Raw genomic sequence first — 19396 nt, 5'->3', positions numbered from 1 at the left:
TAGTGAGAGGGGGAATCCTCATGAATTGTTGGAAATCCATTAACCTAAGAAAAGAATATAACCCTTTTAGACTGATGCTCTTTTCACTCAGTTTTATGGTGTTTACTTTCATTTTCAGTTTTTTAGGGTTTAGCCTTTATTATAAAAATATCACGTATGCAGAATTAAGCATGTTAAACACATTTGGTTTTTTGCTTTTGTTGTATCCGATTCACACTCTTTTACATCTCATTCCATTATGGTTTGTTGGTGTTCGAATACAAACCAATGTAAAAAATAAACAAAAAAAAATCCCTGCGCTTATGATGAAATTCACAAAACCTGTAGGAAGGAACTTTTACATTTGTGCTATGTTGTTTCCTACTTTGTTCATCAGCTTGGTTTCACTCATAGGGGCAATCACGTTTCCGCCTTACATGTATTATTTTTTATTGGTATTTTCTTTTAATACTGGGCTTGCCGTTTATGATTTTATTTACATTAAACAACTGCTGGGAGCTCCCCGGCAATGTTTAGTGGAACAAAATAAAAATGGCATGGATATATTATTAAAGCAGCCGATTTAACGGCTGCTTTTCTGTATAAATATTTATTTTCCAACTTTTAAATGGATATTATCTTCCTCTAAATCAAAGGTTTCAGCTTTTAAAAAATATTGATCAGCTATCTGTATCTCATTTAATTGGACGAGTATTTGATTATTACCAGGCTGCACTTCCACATATTCAGGCAAATCAGCCTGTGATCCTAATAAAGACAGAACCTTAGAGTCTGGAAGAGATAATCTTCCTATAGAAAATGATTTTTGATGCAGAGCAATGTTTCCATTTTCCAATGCTTCTGGCTCAAAATTCATGCTTGCGTCAATTGTCCTCCCTAATACGGAGACCGAAGCTGATACTCTTGCTAAATTATCAGTTATTTCTGCATTTACATTTTCCTCTCCTAATTCATCTTGAAGCAGCTGATTAAGTTGTGATTGGGTTAAATGTACTGAAAAATACTCGGTAAATTCCTCATCAGCCTGGTTATCGTTATTTTCGGTATCTTGCTGAGAATTTGTGGTAATTAACAAGAATATGCTAATAACAAATAAAAGATTAAGAGCCAGTAGTAAAAAGAACAGCCATTTCCAACCATTTAACTTGCTTCTTATTTTGCTTCGTCTCACTGTAAACACCTGCTTTCTATGATTAAACTATTTCTATTATGCTTGTCCATATCCATTTGAGCCACCTAAAAAACTATCATTTTGTAAAAACTTTTGTTAAAGTAAAGTAGATATAAGGTATTGGGGGTAAATATATGCTCGTAGTATTTTTCTTGTTATTTTCTTTAGTTTATTTATTTGTAATCAATTCCATGACAAATGCCCTCTGTGTCCAAAAAGAGATTCCAGCAGAACGTCAGCCGAAAATTTTTAGAACCATTAATATTTTACTAACCATTTTGCTCACTTCCACTTTTGTAGAACTATGGTTTGTATAAGTAATAGAAGGGCTCTGCTGTAACGTAATTATTATGGCTGGCCCGTCATAAAAAACTTTCCTGAAGGATGCCTCCTCCAGGAAAGTTTTTTGATTAATAAATCCATGCTGCCCCGATAATAATAAGCAAGATGAACAGCACGACAATCAGCGCAAAATTGGAGTAGTAATCATATTCCATTATTCTTTCTCCCTCCTTATTTACGGCCTTGTGTTTAACACCAAGCTGCACCTACAATAACGAGCAGAATGAAAAGGACTACGATCAAGGCAAATCCCCCGTAAAAACCTTTAGACATTTTCACACCTCCTATTTCTCTTGCTGAATTATGTTATGTAAATAGATCTGACTTGGTTTAGGCTTTTCACTAAAATTTTTTTCTTTTTTGGGATTATGTGATATGATATGGTTTGTCTGAGAAATGATAAGGGGTTGGGAGTTCATGAAAAATTCTTTACTCTTGGCAGCTGGACTGAGCGGTGCTCTCGTTTTAACTGCCTGCAGCGGAGACCAAGGTGCTGGAGATGAGAAAACAATTGCGGAGGTAAATGATACTTCTATTACGGAAAAGGAATTTGTAGGGGAATTAAAAAATAATTTTGGAGAGCAAGTTTTAAATGAAATAGTACAAAATATTATTATCCAAGATAAAGCAGAACAGCTTAACATAGACAGCGAACAAGTCGATCAAGAATTTGAGTCATTTAAGGAAGAATATGGTGTCGAAGAGGATGAAGAACTGCTTTCCATGCTTCAAACGCAATTCCAGCTTCCAATTGAATCAATAGATGACTTTAAAAATGATTTCTTAAAACCTCAGCTCGTTTTAGAAGAACTAGCTACAGCTGATGTGGAAATTAATGAAGATGATAAAAAAACATATTTTGAAAAAAATCAAGAAGATTTAGAGAGTATTTCAGCTCGTCATATCTTAGTTGAAGATGAAGATACAGCAAATAAAATCCTGGAAAAACTAGAAAATGGCGAGGATTTCGCTGAACTGGCGAAAGAGCATTCTACAGATCCAGGGTCCGCTTCTGAAGGTGGAGAACTCGATACGTTCAGCAGAGGTGAAATGGTGGAAGAATTCGACGAAGCAGCTTTTTCCATGGAACCTGGTGAAATCAGCGACCCTGTTGAAAGTGAATTTGGATATCATATTATTGAAGTACTAGAGAAAAACGAAACGTATGAAGAACTAGAAGCAGAAATTGAAGAGAGATTAAAAGAAGAACAAGCAAAATCTGCCGAAGAAGTAATGCAGGAGCTGAAGGAAGAAGCAAACATTGACATAAAAGAAACATCCTATGAAGATTGGATTCAATCCTAGTCAGCTAGTTTTTCACACCATTTTACGCACGTTTATTTAAACCTTATAAAACCGTATGTCAAGTTTGCGAGCATCGCCCACAAAACGTAAATGAATCAGCCTGGCCGGATTTAAACCGCAGCCAGGCTGATTATTTAAGCAGATCAGGAAGAAGCCCGTCTCTTTTCTCTTTCTTCTTCCATCCTGCGTATAAATATACGTCCTTCTTGTTCAATCCAGCGTTCGTCTTCTTTTTTTTCCGTTTTACTTGTCTGCCAATACATATAACCACTAAATATAATACCTAAACCGGTGAGGAGAATCCATGATGGTACCTGGACGGGGCCGGATTCTGCAAAGCGCTGCCATCCAACCAGTACAAAAAACAAGACGATTAGCGTCACTAAAAACTTTTTTTGACGGTTATTCATAATACCCTCCTTTAAAACTAAATCCTTGTCCTGCTTTCAGCATATGCGCTCATTTAAAAGATATTCTCGCTTTTACCGGTTACCATCACTTTGGCAAAGAAATTTTAAATGCTACTCCATCTTCTTCATTAATTACCTCATGGTGACCTTGATGTAGCTCTGCAATCCTTTTAACAATCGCTAAACCCAGACCAAATTGTCCTTTGTTGCCCTTACGAAAAGGTGCAAATAAATGAGGAATATCCTCATTTTTAATGGGAACCCCATTGTTCTTTACACTAATTTCTACAGCGTCTTTTTTCTCTTCTGCTTTAATCCAGATGGTGTCCTTTGCATACCTCATCGCATTTTCTACTAAATTTTCCAGTAACACCTGCATATGCTCAGAGTCAGCTTTCAGCTTAACATCAGCTCCTTGTATAACTATTTTTAAATCTTCTCGCTGCATGCGAAACCTTTCCTCAATTTGAAAAGCTAAGTTTCCAAACAGCATTTCCTCTAAGTTGATTGTTTCTTTTTTTAACGCATCTAATTTAGTAAAGTAAAGCATATCTTTAACTCTTTTATCCATGCGGTCAGCTTCGTCTAAAATAACGTCCATAGTTTGCTCTAGATTTTCCTTCGGAAGGATCCCGTCTTTAACCGATTGTGCATAGGTTTTCACTACCATAATAGGTGTTTTTAATTCATGAGAAGCATGCTGAATAAAAGTTTTTTGAGATCGGTCATACCGGATAAGGTTTTGTCTCATGCTTTCAAATTGATCGGACAGCTTTTGAAAATCGTCATCGCCTTCCCATCTAAAAGGCTCTTTCCAATTTCTTTTGGCGATTTGCTCAAAATGGTTACCTAACACCCTTAATGGCTGGCGAAGGTAGCGTTTTAACCATATAGCAGGAAGCAAACTAAGGGCACTCGTAATCAACAGCAAATAAATCAATCTTTCCCACAATCTATTCACCATGAGATCACGATAAGTATCCCACATGTATGATATTTGGAATGCTTCCTCGCCATCTGATTCAATTCTAGTTATTACATAAAACAATGTTGCGTCATTATACGTCAGTTCATACCGTTCTCGTTCATTGTCCTGATTGACGGCGTTTGAAACCATTTCTTTCAGTACATTATCAGGTGGAACCGGTTCCCCTCTTAACGTTCCCAGGTCATTGAATAAAAACAAATGACCGACTGAACGCTCCGCTTCTCTTCTTTCGATAAAATCCAATTCTGATTGGGGAGGAGTAAAATAATCACTAAATGGGTTAGCCATTCTAGCCTGTTCTTGTTCAATGATGCGATACGTTTCATCAGTTAATGTTCCTTTTATGGAAATAGGATACACTATTACCATTGTTAAACCGACTAGAACAACTAAAGCGATAAAGGATAACCATATACGCTGGGTTAAGTTAACTTTCATCATGACGACAAAACACGGTATCCGTAACCATATAAGGTTTCTAGATGAATACGCGGCATTTTTTTACGGACTCGGCGTACTACATCATCTACCGCTCGTTCGGAACCGAAATAATTTTCCCCCCATACTTTTTCTATAATCTCTTCCCTAGAAAGTGCTTTTCCAATGTCTTCTGTTAACAGCAGAATTAGATCCATTTCTTTTGTAGTAAGCTCTACATGCTGATTATTGTTTTCCAAATCAGAGACTGTTCTAGCTTCCGGGTCAATGAGATAATCATTTAATTCTACTTTTTTTGGATCATTCGAGTGTTCTCCATATACACGAGATAACAATTTTTTGACTCTTATTATAAGCTCTTGTGGTAAGAATGGCTTGGCCAAATAATCGTCACTTCCCATTTCTAGGCCGAGCACCCTATCTAAATCTTGATCTCTGGCTGAATAAATATAACAGGTACATCTCCTTCATTTTTGCGGATACCCTTTAAAATTTGGTAGCCGTCTGTACCAGGGAGCATAATATCCAGCACCCATAAATGAGGGGGATCCGTTACAGCAGCAACAGCATCATCTCCGTTATCAAATACCTCTACTGTCCACCCCTCTTTTTCCATATATGCTTTTAATACTTCTGACAAATTGTTTTCATCTTCTACAAGGTAAATTTTATACTTACTCATTCATCTTAAATCCTTTCTGAGCCTTATCTAACATTTAGGTCTCCATGGTTCATAGTAGCAGGCTTTTAATATGAGTTCCACTTTCTTTAAGATCATTTCTCCATGAGCCTTGTTACAGCACAATCAGTTAAGACCTTACTATTTGGCTGCTCACAGGTGAAATATATTATTTGCCTTTGGTGGGATGCACTTAACAATAGGGAAAAAGCAGCCTGCTGTCTAGATTGGTCAAAATTCACAAAAGGATCATCCATAATTAATGGAAAGACTTCATGTTGAGTGTAAGCTTCTGCAAGGGCAAGGCGCAAGGATAGATATAACTGTTCAGCTGTTCCCCTGCTTAATTCCTCGGGTGAAAACCTTATTCCTTCTGTATTTTCTACCATGAACTTTTCCTCACCTACAGGTGCAAACAGACGTTTATATTTTTCATTTGTCATATAAGTAAAATAATTGGATGCTTTTTGAATAACTTGAGGCTGCCTCTCTTGCTCATATACAGCTTTTGCTTGTTCTATCAATTTTTTCGAAGTTTTTAAAACAAGCCATTTATGAAGCTTATCTTGAAATATTCCTTTGTTTTCTTCAAATTGCTGCAGTTTTTCTTCATATGTGCCTCCTTCTTCTATTTTTTTAATCTCTTGTATGATCTCTGCGTGGTATTGAAAGAGTTCTTTCTCCTTCTTATCTAAATGGTCTAAATCTATATTCAGTTGTTCGGTCATCTCATATGGAGGCGTATGGTCTGAATGCAGTTCATTTAACATTTTATCAATTGTTTCTCCAGGCAGAAGCTGAGCTGATACTTGGCGCTCCAGCCAATTTTTTTGCTTTTTATATTCTATACATTGTTTCTTTTCATTGATAGCATGCAGAAATGATTCTTGATTATCTGAATTAGCTGTTTCGTAAAGTTCACGAATAGAGGATAAACTTTGAGCTTTCATTTTTAATAAATATTGTTTCTGTTCGAATACTGCTTCCACTCTTTCAGCTTCTTTCCAGCTAGTATCATTATCATGTTGTGCTTTTTGGCAGAACTTCCATAATTCAGCAGCTATTTCTTCTATATCATTTTCTGCAAAAGGAAATCCTGCAATATGAGCTGTTTCATATACTTCTGTTTTTATTTCCTCCATATCTTTTCTTTTTATTTTAATTTCATGGTTTAACTCTGACATTTCTTCTATTAATTCTTTCCATTCACGAATTACATGAAAGAAATTTTCTGCTAAATCTATATTCTTAATAAAAGGAAATTGATAACGCTCACACCATTCTTCCAGATTTTTTTCTAACGCCTCCCGCTCTTTTTCTGTATTTTCCAACGCTTCACCAAGTGAATCATAAATGTTTTCTTCTCTATTGATTTGCCATTTTTGTTCTTTTATTGCCGCTTCTGTTCTTTTGTCTTCTTCTAACAGTTGTTTATGGGCATAATATGTTGTATTCTCTATTACATTAGAAGAACCATGTCCTTTGCGTTTATGTGTCCTAAATATAAGCACAGCCGACCCTGTTCCTAATAAAAGAAGGCCAAAAAGCCAATTACCGGTAAGTATTTCCCATATCCCCAATGTAAATAAAATAATCGCTGATATTTGGAGGGCAAGCTTAATATTATTAGATGGATTGGCGGAAGATGCCTCCATTTTTTTACTGTACTCATAATTGAAAACTATTTCTTCGCTTTGGCTGCGTTCTTCTTTTGTTCTGTACTGCTTATTCAGCTCTGCAAGATCATTTTCCATTAATACCAGTTTGCTTTTTTGCTGCCTGATCTGTTCTTCCAGCAGACGAAGCCGCTCTTTTAATTGTTTTCCCCTTTCTGTAAGAGTATGGAGTTCTTCTTCTGCATATAGAGTGGTTTCACACGCTGTTAGATCCTCTTCACTCGATATCCCAAAACGTGCCAGCCGGTCTCTAGCTTTCTCTTGTTTATTTTCTATAGAAAAATCCAACCTTTTTATGTCTTCTACATATTTTCTGTACAAGGGGACTTTTTCTTTTATTGAATAAATGTCATCTTTTGCTTTAATTATTCGCCATTTAACGGAGCTGCCCATATGCTTTGATTCTAATTGTTGTATATGAACGTTGATTTCCGCTAAACCTTCCTCCGCTTCTTTTCTTTTTTTATTAAAATGATTCCACTTCTCCTCTGCTTCAAGCGGTATCCTTTCGTATGGCTCGAGTACTTTTAACTTTCTGTCTATTTCTATGGTTTCCTGCAGAGACTGTAATAACGTCTGTTTTCGTTGAAAATGTTCTTTTTCTTTAAGAATTCGTTTTTTTTCCTTCTGAACTAATTCTATATCTTGTTCTACCTGCTTTTCTTCTAAAAGGAGTGTACCGTAACGATTAAACTCTCGTTCCCATTCTCTGAGTTCTAACCGTTGATTATTTAATTCCTTTATATTTTTATTGATTATTGGTTTCTTTCCCTTTGGTTTGAAGAGATCCGCCATTTCTTCTTCTATTTCCTGTTCCATTTTAAAAACTTGTTTTGTACCTGTCATTCCAGCTTCATAGATATACCTGTTTAAAGCTTCCCCTTTCAATTGATCGATTTCACTTAATCCTTCTAACCCAAAACAAAAAATGCCTTGAAATATACTGCGGTCCATATTTCCTAAGAAATCTAAAAGCCATTCCTCTCCTAACTTTTCTCCATTTTCCATATAAACTGTGACATCACCGGATGCTTTTTTTCTCATAACACGTTCAATTGTGACTGTTTCTTGGGTTTGCAATTTAATCGTTAAATATCCACCATATGAACCTCCTGTTTTTGGTTCATATCGAAGCAATTTTTCTTTTTTAGTAGGAAACCCAAAGAGTACTGCTTGAATAAAAGCACGGAGCGTTGATTTACCTGCCTCATTCACTCCCTCAATAAATTGGATTGATGGTTGGAGGGGAATAGCGTAATCTTTAAATTTTCCAAACCCATAAATATATATCTTTTCAATATTCAATTGGACACTCCTCTCCCCCATTTGTTCCATATTGTACGTTCCGCTTCTTCAATAATTACTTCCATGTTCGAAGCCGTATTTTCAGACATGAATTTTTTTGCAGATGGGTGATGAAGCAATTCTTCCCATTCTCTTTGCAGCATATCCGGATTGGAGCGGTAGAAATTTGCTGCTTGATGAGTATCCCCTAAAAAGTGTTCGCCATCTTTTATTTGATCGGTGACTTCTGCCGGTATGGTTTTATTTTTTATACGATATATATAAAAGAAAGGATCCTCTAAGGCACCTATTTCATTTATCGCTTCTTTCCACTCTTCTACATTGATTTCACTTTCGAGATGTTCACTTAAACGTCCACTTCCCGTTAATTCTATTTCCAGCCATAAACCTTCAGCATATTCTAATGATACTTGTTTTATTTGTTTGATAAGTGTATTGGTTAGGTGATCAAAAGTTTCCTTTCCATTAATGGAGATTTCCAAGTTTTCAAAGACAACATTTGATACAGCTTGAAAAGAGATATCCAGTTCATCTTTCTTTAGATCTACTAACAAGTATCCCTTTTCTCCTTGTTCTTTACGGTGCCTGGCTTGAATGTTACCAGGGTAGCATATATGAGGACTTAAGTTTTGTCTTGTGTGTATGTGTCCAAGCGCCCAATAATCCATTTCTTTTTCCACTAGATCTTTTAAGGAAAACGGGGCATAATTATCAGCATCTGCCACGGTCTTTTCCTGACCATGGAGGATACCAATATGAAAAGGGGCTCCGTGTTGTTTATTATAAGCTTTGGCAATATTAGTCGGCATTTCACGCTCTCTATAGCTGCACCCATATAAATGAGCTGCCGGTTTATTATTTTTGTAAAACACTTTCATTTCCGGAACGGTTGAAAAAACTTCTACGTTATCAGGCCATTCAACAGGCGCGTAATTTTCAGCTAATGGATCATGGTTGCCGTGAACAATATAAACGGAAATCCCGTGAGGCTTTAACAATTCTAATTGTTGTTTTAAAAAAAGCTGGCTTTTTATGCTGCGGTTTTCTTGGTCAAATAAATCTCCAGCTAAAATAATGAAATCCACTTTAAATTGAATGGCATTATTTATCATTTTATGTACTGCAGCGTATATACTATTTTCAAATTGCTTTTTTAACAAGGAGGGAGCTCCAGCAGCCACTGATAAAGGGGAGCCTAAATGAAGATCAGCAGCATGAATAAAACGTATAGATTCCATTCTCTACCACCTTTTTTAAAAGTAAGTTTATGTTTATAACATTATGTTTTTCTAATTATAACAAAGGAGGTGAACGTATGCTCTCATGCTAACCATTGTATTAAAAAAATTATGCTCTCATGGAAAATAAAAGACCCCCTTAAAAAAGGGGGAATGAAAAAGAACCTTAACCCGATTAATAATATGGTAAGGCAGATAATGCTACCAGTGCCGCTAAGGGCAGAATCAGCTGTCTAAAGCGAGGATACGGATAATAATAGGGGTATCCACCAAATCCGTAAAATTGCCGATCTTCCCTGTTGTTACAGCCGCAATTTTTTTGCTTAGATGGGTAACTGTAAGGCATCACATTTTCCATATGGTTATTGTTCATCTGCTGCGGCATCGTGTAATGCATGTTATAATTATTGTTCATTTCTTGATGCATTACGTTATTAGGATAGTTTCCGTACATGTTGTGGTTATTCATATTATAGTTATCATTTTCGTGTTCTGGAACCATCAAGTACACATTGTTTTCGTCCACATTTTCAATATAACCGTTAAATAATTCATTATTTTTGGTTTGTACCATCACATATTGACCTATATGCTGCTGACACAAGTTATACATATGCATATGATTGTTCATATAAACGCCCGCCTCCTTTTCCATGCCATCTTATTCAAATAAACAGGCGTTTGTGCATTTTAAATATTGCAAACAACCATTATACAGACGTTTCTTGACCTTCAAACTGTTTTCGGTGGTGAGCAAATAGGAGAGACTGAAAAATCATAAACACTCCCCCTGAAAACCAATATAAAGATAATGCAGACGGAAGTGCGAGACCAGCAATTATCATTATAACAGGCATTATATACAGTAAAGGCTTCATCTGGGCTGAAGCATCCGTACTATTAATTTTCGTTTGTATAAACATAACTATCCCTGCAGCTAAGGGGGTGATAAGCAATGGATCAGGCTCACCAAGGTTCATCCATAAAAAAGTGTGTTTTGCAATCTCTTCGGTTCTAACAATTGCAAAGTAAAATGCCATTAGAATCGGCATTTGGATAAATACGGGTAAGCAGCCAGCCATTGGATTGACTCCGCTTTTTTATACAGGTTCATTATTTCCTGCTGATACTGCTGCATCTGTTCTTGTTTATTTAAATCATAATTATTTTTCAGTGCTTCCATTTCAGGTTGAAGCTGTTTCATATAAAATGTACTTCTTTGCTGTTTTAAAAAAAGGGGCAGCAGTATGGTGCGGATGATTATAGTCACCAATATGATGGAGAATCCATAACTTCCCTGAAAAATGTCGGCAAAAAAGGTCAATACCCAGGATAAAGGATAGACAAAATAATGGTTCCATATCCCTTCACTCTCTGAAGTAATCGGGGTACTTTCCAATCCGCAACCAGATATAATCATTACTGCTGTAAAAACAATTAATATTAAGTTTATTTTTTTATACAATGTTCCATCATTCCTCCCGTTTTGTTTTTAAGGGTTTATGGAGAAATGATAGATTTCATCTTCGTCATCATTCTGTTGGTCAGCTTCTGGAATTTTCCTTTTAATAATGGTGAATAAAAAATACTTTGGAATAAACAAAGGCTGAGCGATGTCACTATCTAATTTGTGGTGATAGTCTACCACTTGCCGACAATTCCAGCAGGCTGCAGTCGGGTCCAAGACGGACCATCCAGCCATATAAAGTAAGGATAAAACCAATATCATTTCAAGCAGGTTAACATCCATTATTAATTCAATCAATCGTCACAGCCTCCTTTCCCCATAGATTTTATTATTTATCTTTTTCTTCATAATGCACCGCAACATAATGTTTTTTGTATTCTTCAGCATAATCAATTACTTTTTCTACATACCAATCAGCTTGATTATATTGAAAAAGAGCTTTCTCTTCCTCTCCTTCTGCTGCTCCATTAGAGGCCAAATAATTTGCTGTAGAATAAATTGCATCTTCAAGATCATAGGGATCAGCTCTTCCATTCCCGTTTCCGTCTACACCATATCCCCCATACTTATTAATAACAGACATATCCGTTAAAATTTGTTTTGGAACATCCAGATTTCCTTTTTCTTCACAACCTGGATAACCCCATCCTATAAAAGTACACGGCATAAACTGAGTATGGCCAATTGCCCCTTCTGGACTTTCCAGTTTATCCATTGTAGAGAAGACTGTTTCTACTCTATGCACAGCTGCAAGCAGTTCCCATGATACACCATACTCTTTCTCCGCTTCTTTATAAATCGGTATAAAAGTTTTGGGGATTTCTTCTTTTGAAAAATTTTGGGGAGAACTTTTGTGATCTAAACCCCCATAATTTATTATTTTTATGAGTAACGCACCGCTGAAAAGAAATAAGGAAATTAGAACGACAGCGGTTCGGATTGGCTTTTTCTTTGCTTTCTTCGCCAATTCTTCACCTCCCCCTCCAATTCCATATTAACAAAAACAAAAAAGAAGTCTATGAAATATTTATTGAACAATTAATCTTCATGTATCTTGCTTGTTTCTTCGTTTTATCGTAAAATAAAATCAATGAGTGAATATTCAGTCAAGTGATTTTAGGAGGGATAGTTTGCAATACTTTCTTACCGTTTTTGATAAAGATGGTTCATTGCTGTTAAATGAGATATTTGAATATGAGCAAGATTCAAAAGCTATAGAACACGGGAAAAAACGCCTCGAAGATGAAAATTTTCAAGACATCACCCACCGAATGACCCGAAACGGGAAATTACTATTATTTCACAGATAAGCAATTACACATACAGCTGTTCCGGACTATTCCGAAACAGCTGTATTATTAACACTCATTTTAAATAACTCGTTTAATGCGTCGAGTTTTTTATTTGTATACTCTTCAAACCGATTATTGTAGGAGACCGGATCTTTCGGATTAGCAAACCTGCTTATTTTTTTAGAAAACGGGTCTACCCATTTACTTGCCGCTCCACAGCCAAGCCCGATAATTGTTTGTACTTCTTCCATAATAATAATATTATATAAGCTCTCTTTGCCTTCAAAAGAATAGCCGACATTTTCTAAATTCCCTAAAATATTTTTTTGCCTATAGAGATAATACGGATAGTAATCATGAGCATTCATCCAATCAGAAGTTTGTTTCATCATTTCCTGAATTTCTTCTTTCTCGGCTACTTTGTATTTTTCTTTTTGTTTTGTCATAGTAGAGGCCCTTTTAAAAGACAACGTATGCACCGTTACCGATTCAGGAGTTAGTTTTTCAGTTTCCTTTAAACTGTTCTCCATTTCATTTGTTCCTTCTCCAGGCAGTCCAATGATTAAATCCATATTTATATTTTTCATTCCCATTTTTCGGGACAATTCATATTTTTCCTTCGTTTCTTCGACGGAGTGATGCCGTCCAATCGCTCTTAGTGTCTGATCATCAAAAGACTGCGGATTAATACTGATCCGGTCTATATTCCATTTAGACAAAACTTTAAGCTTTTCTGGTGTAATCGTATCAGGCCTACCGGCTTCTACTGTTATCTCTCTCACTTCATCTATGTTTGGAATTACTTCATACATTTTTGTATATAATTCATCCATCTCTTCTGCACTAATACTAGTAGGAGTGCCGCCTCCAAAATATATAGTTGTGACGGGTACACGATGGCGCGAAAGCCATTTTCCTATTTGTTCCATTTCATAATGGAGGCCGTTAAGAAATTCATCAACAGATCCATTTCTCCCGTTTATAGCATAAGCAGGAAATGTACAATAAGCACATTTTGTTGGACAAAAAGGTATCCCTATATAAATACTTACCCCTTTATGAAGCTCATATAAATCGGGTAATACTTTTTGCTGGCGTCGAGCGATGTTTTCCAATAGGAATGCTTTACTTTCTGAAACTAGGTAATTGTTTTGTAAATATCCTTTAATTTCAGTGGGTTCCCAGCCGCTTTGGTAAAGAGAATGCCATAATTTAGTTGGACGAATTCCAGTCAGAGTCCCCCAGGGCTGGGTGGTACTTGTCCATTTATTTAAAAGCTTCACTAATAGATGAGTCCTTGCTTGTTTAGTCCGTTTGTAAATTTCTTTTTCGTTTAACGACAACGGTGCATGCTTTTCAAACTTTTCTTTCAAGGTTTCACCTTTTTCATCTGTAAATGTTGCTGTCGATACAATATATTCACCACGTTTTGTTTCTTCAAAGACAATCACTGCATTTACAGCAGCTTTAGAAGTCATCGTCAACTCCGCATCTATATCATACATATCCGCTATGTGCTGAAGAGATCGAAGCTCTTTTTCTCCAGCTCCTTTTATATGAATAATCATTTATTTCAACCCTTCCTGCTTAAAATCAGCTTAAGTGTACATAATGTACTCCATTAGGTCAACAAGAGACAGAGACAAAAGCTTTTTGACCATTATTATTTAATATAAAAAATTATTAAAAAGGAAAAAGACCGGTTTATTAACCGGCCTCTTTAAAATATGCATCTTTTTATACTTCCACTCTCATTTGCTTTCTGAACACTTCTTTAATCAAATATGCTACCCCATCCTGTTCATTAGAACGGGTAATCCAGTCTGCTTTTTCTTTAAGCTCATCGGCTGACTGTCCCATGGCAACTCCAATACCTGCCATTTCTAATCCTGGAGCGTCTGCTGTTCCTGAGCCGACATAGATTATTTCTTCTCTATTGATACCAAGTTCAGACATTAGGTACGATAATGCATATTCCTTTGTAGCCTGCTCTTTTTTTACAGTCAAATGTTTTCCGTTTTGTTCAATTATTATATCGGGGATAGCATCTAATAATTGTTCTCTGCACTTATGTGCATCTTGCTCTTCTTCAAATTCTCCAAACAATCGCAAAGCACTTAATTGTTGTTCATAAACAGAAGCAGATATTTTTTCAGTATATGTTTTAGGCTGAAACAAGCCTTCTCCCAGGCTGAACTGGATTTTACCCAGTACTTTTCTTGTATGCTGGTGCTTGTTCTCCCATTCATAATCTTGACTTTCTAATTGAATGCGGCATGGAAAACGTTCAAGGAACTCAGCTGCGTCATATACCATCTCTGGCGGCATTCTTGCTTCTAAGATTGGCATTCCGGATATTCCTGCCAATAAGGCTCCGCCATGAGAGATCATCTCATGTTCCATCTTTAACTGTTTAGCAATTTTTTTAGCTGCAGAAAAACTTCGATTCGTTACTAGTACAGAATAAACTCCTTTTTTTCGAACAAAATCTACAGCATCTTTCGTTTCTCGACTAATGCGGTCATTATTTTTTAAAAGTACACCGTCTATACTCATCGCCAATAATCGGTACTTCATGTTGTTTCCCCCTCCTCGGCGCTAAGCCTTTTCTATTTTTACCCTATGTTGGCCTAGCATTCTTTAGAACGGAAACAACCGTGCAAAAATTCATGTTATAAGGATTTAAAAAACCTGCAGAACCTTGTTTCTGCAGGGAGAACGTATTACTGACCTTGTTGTTCGTCTGGAACTCCATAAAGATCTTCAAGAGGTTCAGTAATAATTTTGTTTAAATCACTAATAATGGTGCTCATTCGTTGTTCTTCTTCCATCAATTTAGAAATTACATCATGCTGCTGCACCATTTCAAACTGCTTTTGTGCTTGAGTAATCTCTTCTTCTGATGGCTGCTGACCTTGCATTTGTTTTTGCTGCAGGTCCAATTGCAATTGACGGAAGTTATCAAGCATTCTTTTCGCTACTTCGTCATTTTCTACTTCTTCATGTAAATTTTTCAGGTTTTGAAAATCATCACTGTTTCTCAAAGCCTGAGATAATTCACGTGCATTATCATAAATATTGGACATTAATGGGTCCTCCTTTTTAAAATCTTTACCGAGCATAACATGAAAAGCACTCAGAAATCATCCACTCAAAACATTTTTTAAAGTAAAAAGGTAACAATTAGACCTTGAAACAATCCGACCAAACCACCCAACAGTGCACCCAGGTAAGTGATCATTTTAAACTCTCGTCTTGATATGGACAGCACCATTTCTTCAAGGCGATCTACTGAAAATGTATCTACTCTTTCTCTCACCACTTCATCTAATGCCAATTTCTCAAAAAAATTGTTTAACCTGTGAATTAATACATATTCTATTTGGTCTATAATGCCTGGAATCCATTCTTTTGTTATTTGTTCTTCGTACTTAGGTGCCCATTCTTTTAGCGGGGTTTCCAAATAACTGAAAAGCGGCAGCTCTTTATTTAGTAATTCAGCCAACTTCTTCGCTGATTTTTCCGTATTTATCATAGTGACTGCGTTTGAAAAAGGCTGCTTTTGAATATTTAACCATTCTTTTTGAATTAAATCTCTAATAAATATTTCTGAGGACGGGTCTTCAAAAAAACGTACAATTTCAGGTTGAAGCTTTTCAACTATTTTGTCATTACCAAACATGGAGCCTAAAAAATTAAGCATCGAGCCTTTCCCTTTTAAAAATTTTTCTAACAGCACATACAGTTGTCTTCTTCCCTCTTCGCCTTTGAAATAGTCCGCTCCCTTTTTCGTTATTTTGCTGGCAAGAAAAGGAACGAGCTCGTCTCCTTTATCAATGGCTGTTTTAGGGAGCAGCTCTTTTATTTCTTTGTCTTTATTTTCTCGTATAAAATCATCCATTTTTTCCTTTATAAATGTTTCTGTTTTCAAATGTAAAACATTACGGATGTTACCTGCATTCCAGGTTTCCCGGAAAAATTCAGAAACAGACAACGAACTATGCAGCCACTTATTTACCTCATTTGTGACCCATTTTGTCATTTTTATCCGAAAGGTTTTTTCTTGAATTTTTTTCTGTATACCTTCAGGCGTCAATAAATGATTGACGACCATTTTTCCCATTTGTTCTGCCATTTCTCCTCTTCTTTTTGGGATTAGCCCGGGAGTAAAAGGAATACGCCACTTTCTTATAAATACCGGTTGATACGGTCTGAATAACATTTTTATAGCAAGCGAGTTCGTCACTCCGCCAATAACGGCCCCAACACCAATCATTACTACAATCAGCAGCAATCCGTCCATTTTTCAAACTCCTTTAATTAAACACCTTTATGTAAACAATCATTATCACTTTACCAACTTGACAATGTTTCGGCAAGCATGAGGTATTCATGTATGCGTCAAGTTTTTCTCGATATGGTTAGAACACCACTATTTTCAGCACTCTATTTTTGTACACCTTAAAAACCGGCTACCGCGATTCGCTTGGTGGCCTCCACTTTTTTGTAAGCTTCTTCCCGAAGCTTACAAAAAAATGGAGGTATTATTGAAAGCTTTTCATTAACGTTCCCATAGCGGTGGAATGGGCTGTGTACAGGGTCACAGATCCTTCTTTCACTCCAACAGAAGAACGCGTAGGCTGACGCAAATACTCTGTCATGCGCACCATCTATTTGAGCTCTCGCTGCTGCCTTGCACTTCTAGGCTGATGTTTGAGATAAGCCTCCCGAAGCGTTTGATTAAATATCCCTTGTTTTATTTTCACCATGGCTTCTCCGCCCTTGGTACTCCAATGCATCCCTCTTTTTTTCATACGAAAGGAGATATGACGCTGGTTTGATTCCATGGCTCCAAGGCTTCTTGCCTTCTGCTGGAGGATTTTTCACCTTTTCCCGCCAGTCAAAAATCCGGTTCCAATTTTGAAGGATATAGGTACGAAAATCCTTTACCTTCTCGATCTTATTCGATTCTTCGAGGGTACTTTCATAGGTATCCAGCCACAGCTTGAAATCCGCCTTGTTATGCTATCTCGGGTGCTTTTCGAAGCCCCTCTTTGTAGTCGCTCTTTTGCGCCCCTCAGGCACGGTTTAACGCTTGGAAAACATGATAGGAATCTAATTGATTAAACACCGGATACTCGGACCGGAAAAGGTTTCCTGAAATTTTTAGGCTGTGTATCCTTTCCCTCCGTCACTATTGGTAATCACTTGAGTTTTCTCTAAAGAATAGCGCTGGGCAGTAAGGGCCTGCACTTCTTTCCAGAAGTCAGAGGTTGGCTGCGTCGTCAAGATCACTTTCGGGTGCAGGAGAGAGACACGTTTTCCATTGGTTTCCCAACCTTTATAGACATCGCGTGGCTGACTTCGATGCCTTTCTTTTTCTCCGTTCCGCGTGTAAATAGTCGACGTATTTCCCTTCCGGCAGGGCAGCTGCCTCCTCTAGTTCCGTTACGATGGTTTCATCCTCCCGAGCTTGCGCCGTCCCTACTTGCTTCATCATATTCCCTACCGTCTGATGACTGATGTCTACAGCTGTCCATTCCTTTAATACCCGTGCTGCCTCCCTATACGTCGCTTCACTGGCCATTTCCGCCACTTTTGCTTCGACCACAGGACTTTGCCTCTAATGCTTTCGGATACCCAGTCACTCATCCAGGGGATAATGGTTGTCGCCCTGGGGATCCACCATCAACGTGCGGCGGTAACGGACCGGTCCAAACATAAATTGAATCGTCTTTTCATCTTCCCGTTTGACCAGCCAACCTTCTGCCTGTTTGCTTTCCTTCACAGCACGATCTAGGGACGTCAACATATCTCCTACCATATCGGAGAACCATTCATACATAAGACGATGCATGCTTTCCTCTGCGTCAATGTATCTTTTACGGTTTGATAAAGTTTTGATATAATAGACTGCATGAGAAGGCCTCTTTTCTAAATGTATTTGCTCGGCAAAGCATACATTTATGATAGAGTGCCTTCTCTTTTTTTTTCTACCAATTAGTGCCCAAATCCTTCGAGAAACATTTTACACATACGGTATTCATCTTTTTTGGTTTGTTGTGAGTATGGTAAGATGCAAATAATATTAAATTTTCTAACATTGGAGGAAAAAAGACATGATTACTCATTTTCAATGGTCGGAAAGAAAAAACAATTGGCTTCGAAAAGAATGGAAATTTTCTTTTTTCTTTAAAGGAAATTATTTCAATGGAATTTACTTCAAGGACGGAACAATTGAATGGGCAGGAAATACACCTCCCTCTAATGACTTGAAAAATATAGAAGCTCAAGTACATGATCTTGTTTTATATCATATTTTTGAGGATCATACCCCGCCGACATAAAACAGCGGAAAAATCTGACCTGTATGAAAGCTTAACAGCCGGAGATGATAAGAATGTGGGAGGGAGAGCCACATGGATAAAATGCAAAAGGGACAAAAAGATAAACAAAACTATAGCATGGATGTAGACAGAATGATTAATGAAGGCCTCGCTGGAGGCAGCGTCCGTCCTCAATATGATGATAATCAAATTGAGGACGCTAGAGAATTAGATGCAGAAGAGCCTCCATCCCATAATTAAAAGGGCTTGTTAATATAATGCCTGGTTTTATTTTACAAAATCAGGCTATTTTTTACTTTAACGAACAAAACAGGAGACTGTCAGGTGGCGGTATGCGCCACCCTTATGACAGTCTCACTAGCCATGTTATTTGATTATTGCTGCTGACCAGTCTGTCCACTCATTTGCTGCTCAGCCATTGTGACAAGACGCTTAGTGATTTCTCCTCCCACAGAACCATTAGAACGGGAAGTAGAATCAGCACCAAGTTGAACTCCAAATTCTTGAGCTATTTCAAATTTCATTTGATCAAGAGCTTGATCAACTCCTGGTACAAGTAATTGGTTATTGTTACCGCTGTTGTTGTTTGCCATGTTTCTCACCTCCTCTTTGTACCTATAGTTTGTATCGATTTTCAAACACTATGCCATAAAAAGAATAGTAAATTAAGGAAAATAAGAGGAGGGTTTTTATTTAGTTTGCTAGTCAATGAGAAACAGACTGCTAATATTGCGCTT

At 37.0% G+C, this 19396-nt stretch carries 21 protein-coding genes and 3 pseudogenes; 6 read left to right on the top strand and 18 right to left on the bottom strand.

Annotated features, from left to right (window positions below; all coding sequences use genetic code 11):
• The first annotated feature begins 20 nt into the window (after positions 1-20).
• The gene (locus ACE1TI_RS07830) at positions 21-566 is read left to right on the top strand and encodes a DUF3267 domain-containing protein (RefSeq protein WP_375007026.1); all 546 of its coding nucleotides are present in this window, start codon (positions 21-23) and stop codon (positions 564-566) included.
• A gap of 23 nt (positions 567-589) precedes the next feature.
• On the opposite strand, the gene ACE1TI_RS07825 is transcribed toward ACE1TI_RS07830, so the two are convergent.
• Positions 590-1171, bottom strand: coding sequence for a YpmS family protein (locus ACE1TI_RS07825; protein ID WP_375007025.1), 582 nt, complete (start codon positions 1169-1171; stop codon positions 590-592).
• 134 nt (positions 1172-1305) lie between these two features.
• Between ACE1TI_RS07825 and ACE1TI_RS07820 the strand changes: the two genes are divergently transcribed.
• The gene (locus ACE1TI_RS07820) at positions 1306-1488 is read left to right on the top strand and encodes a hypothetical protein (protein ID WP_091586921.1); all 183 of its coding nucleotides are present in this window, start codon (positions 1306-1308) and stop codon (positions 1486-1488) included.
• A gap of 93 nt (positions 1489-1581) precedes the next feature.
• Here the strand turns inward: ACE1TI_RS07820 and ACE1TI_RS07815 are convergent, their stop codons facing one another.
• Together ACE1TI_RS07815 and ACE1TI_RS07810 are read right to left on the bottom strand one after the other, a co-directional pair.
• Entirely contained in the window at positions 1582-1668 is an 87-nt protein-coding gene (locus ACE1TI_RS07815; RefSeq protein WP_375007096.1) for a YjcZ family sporulation protein, read from the bottom strand.
• A gap of 34 nt (positions 1669-1702) precedes the next feature.
• Positions 1703-1786 carry a YjcZ family sporulation protein gene (locus ACE1TI_RS07810; protein ID WP_375007095.1) on the bottom strand — a complete coding sequence of 28 codons (84 nt, stop codon included), beginning with the start codon at positions 1784-1786 and terminating at the stop codon, positions 1703-1705.
• 144 nt (positions 1787-1930) lie between these two features.
• On the opposite strand from ACE1TI_RS07810, the gene ACE1TI_RS07805 reads away from it, so the two are divergent.
• Positions 1931-2818 carry a peptidylprolyl isomerase gene (locus ACE1TI_RS07805; RefSeq protein WP_375007024.1) on the top strand — a complete coding sequence of 296 codons (888 nt, stop codon included), beginning with the start codon at positions 1931-1933 and terminating at the stop codon, positions 2816-2818.
• A gap of 143 nt (positions 2819-2961) precedes the next feature.
• Here ACE1TI_RS07805 and ACE1TI_RS07800 read toward each other — a convergent pair whose 3' ends face one another.
• The 9 genes and pseudogenes from ACE1TI_RS07800 to ACE1TI_RS07760 form a co-directional block, all read right to left on the bottom strand.
• A complete protein-coding gene (locus ACE1TI_RS07800) occupies positions 2962-3228 on the bottom strand; it encodes a sporulation YhaL family protein (protein ID WP_375007023.1) in 267 nt (88 codons plus the stop codon).
• 85 nt (positions 3229-3313) lie between these two features.
• Positions 3314-4657 (bottom strand): sensor histidine kinase, encoded by a 1344-nt coding sequence (locus tag ACE1TI_RS07795; protein WP_375007022.1) that lies wholly within the window; start codon positions 4655-4657, stop codon positions 3314-3316.
• Positions 4654-5336: pseudogene (locus tag ACE1TI_RS07790) on the bottom strand (response regulator transcription factor). Before ACE1TI_RS07790 ends, ACE1TI_RS07795 begins: the two are co-directional and overlap by 4 nt.
• A gap of 92 nt (positions 5337-5428) precedes the next feature.
• The gene (locus ACE1TI_RS07785) at positions 5429-8314 is read right to left on the bottom strand and encodes an ATP-binding protein (protein WP_375007021.1); all 2886 of its coding nucleotides are present in this window, start codon (positions 8312-8314) and stop codon (positions 5429-5431) included.
• A complete protein-coding gene (locus ACE1TI_RS07780) occupies positions 8311-9552 on the bottom strand; it encodes a metallophosphoesterase family protein (protein ID WP_375007020.1) in 1242 nt (413 codons plus the stop codon). Before ACE1TI_RS07780 ends, ACE1TI_RS07785 begins: the two co-directional genes overlap by 4 nt.
• 175 nt (positions 9553-9727) lie before the next feature.
• Positions 9728-10183, bottom strand: a complete 456-nt coding sequence (locus tag ACE1TI_RS07775) for a hypothetical protein (protein ID WP_375007019.1) — start codon at positions 10181-10183, stop codon at positions 9728-9730.
• A 79-nt stretch (positions 10184-10262) separates the two neighbouring features.
• A pseudogene (gene yidC, locus ACE1TI_RS07770) lies at positions 10263-11017 on the bottom strand (membrane protein insertase YidC).
• 27 nt (positions 11018-11044) lie between these two features.
• Positions 11045-11317 carry a hypothetical protein gene (locus ACE1TI_RS07765; protein WP_375007018.1) on the bottom strand — a complete coding sequence of 91 codons (273 nt, stop codon included), beginning with the start codon at positions 11315-11317 and terminating at the stop codon, positions 11045-11047.
• Between the two features lie 31 nt (positions 11318-11348).
• The gene (locus ACE1TI_RS07760) at positions 11349-11987 is read right to left on the bottom strand and encodes a lytic transglycosylase domain-containing protein (RefSeq protein WP_375007017.1); all 639 of its coding nucleotides are present in this window, start codon (positions 11985-11987) and stop codon (positions 11349-11351) included.
• Positions 11988-12150: 163 nt separating this feature from the next.
• Between ACE1TI_RS07760 and ACE1TI_RS07755 the strand changes: the two genes are divergently transcribed.
• Positions 12151-12330 carry a YhzD family protein gene (locus ACE1TI_RS07755; RefSeq protein WP_375007016.1) on the top strand — a complete coding sequence of 60 codons (180 nt, stop codon included), beginning with the start codon at positions 12151-12153 and terminating at the stop codon, positions 12328-12330.
• Between the two features lie 26 nt (positions 12331-12356).
• Here the strand turns inward: ACE1TI_RS07755 and ACE1TI_RS07750 are convergent, their stop codons facing one another.
• The 5 genes and pseudogenes from ACE1TI_RS07750 to ACE1TI_RS07730 form a co-directional block, all read right to left on the bottom strand.
• Positions 12357-13880 carry a coproporphyrinogen III oxidase gene (locus ACE1TI_RS07750; protein WP_375007015.1) on the bottom strand — a complete coding sequence of 508 codons (1524 nt, stop codon included), beginning with the start codon at positions 13878-13880 and terminating at the stop codon, positions 12357-12359.
• Positions 13881-14049: 169 nt separating this feature from the next.
• Positions 14050-14889: an HAD-IIB family hydrolase gene (locus ACE1TI_RS07745; RefSeq protein ID WP_375007014.1), complete on the bottom strand. Its 840-nt coding sequence runs from the start codon at positions 14887-14889 to the stop codon at positions 14050-14052.
• A gap of 146 nt (positions 14890-15035) precedes the next feature.
• On the bottom strand, positions 15036-15398 hold the full coding sequence (locus tag ACE1TI_RS07740) for a YlbF/YmcA family competence regulator (protein ID WP_375007013.1): 363 nt from the start codon (positions 15396-15398) through the stop codon (positions 15036-15038).
• Positions 15399-15475: 77 nt separating this feature from the next.
• On the bottom strand, positions 15476-16615 hold the full coding sequence (locus ACE1TI_RS07735) for a DUF445 domain-containing protein (RefSeq protein WP_375007012.1): 1140 nt from the start codon (positions 16613-16615) through the stop codon (positions 15476-15478).
• 370 nt (positions 16616-16985) lie between these two features.
• Positions 16986-18217 (bottom strand): annotated as a pseudogene (locus tag ACE1TI_RS07730) (ISLre2 family transposase); the annotation flags it as partial.
• Positions 18218-18431: 214 nt separating this feature from the next.
• Between ACE1TI_RS07730 and ACE1TI_RS07725 the strand changes: the two are divergent.
• Together ACE1TI_RS07725 and ACE1TI_RS07720 are read left to right on the top strand one after the other, a co-directional pair.
• Complete coding sequence (locus ACE1TI_RS07725) at positions 18432-18659, top strand: DUF5342 family protein (RefSeq protein WP_375007011.1); 228 nt, start codon at positions 18432-18434, stop codon at positions 18657-18659.
• A 72-nt stretch (positions 18660-18731) separates the two neighbouring features.
• Positions 18732-18899: a hypothetical protein gene (locus ACE1TI_RS07720; RefSeq protein WP_375007010.1), complete on the top strand. Its 168-nt coding sequence runs from the start codon at positions 18732-18734 to the stop codon at positions 18897-18899.
• A gap of 134 nt (positions 18900-19033) precedes the next feature.
• On the opposite strand, the gene ACE1TI_RS07715 is transcribed toward ACE1TI_RS07720, so the two are convergent.
• Positions 19034-19252, bottom strand: coding sequence for an alpha/beta-type small acid-soluble spore protein (locus ACE1TI_RS07715; RefSeq protein ID WP_375007009.1), 219 nt, complete (start codon positions 19250-19252; stop codon positions 19034-19036).
• Positions 19253-19396 lie beyond the last annotated feature (144 nt).

It is taken from the genome of Alteribacillus sp. JSM 102045 (assembly GCF_041949975.1).
Lineage (GTDB): Bacteria > Bacillota > Bacilli > Bacillales > Marinococcaceae > Alteribacillus.
The sequence above is the reverse complement of the archived record's forward strand: the minus strand, read 5'-3'. Positions and strand labels throughout refer to the sequence as shown.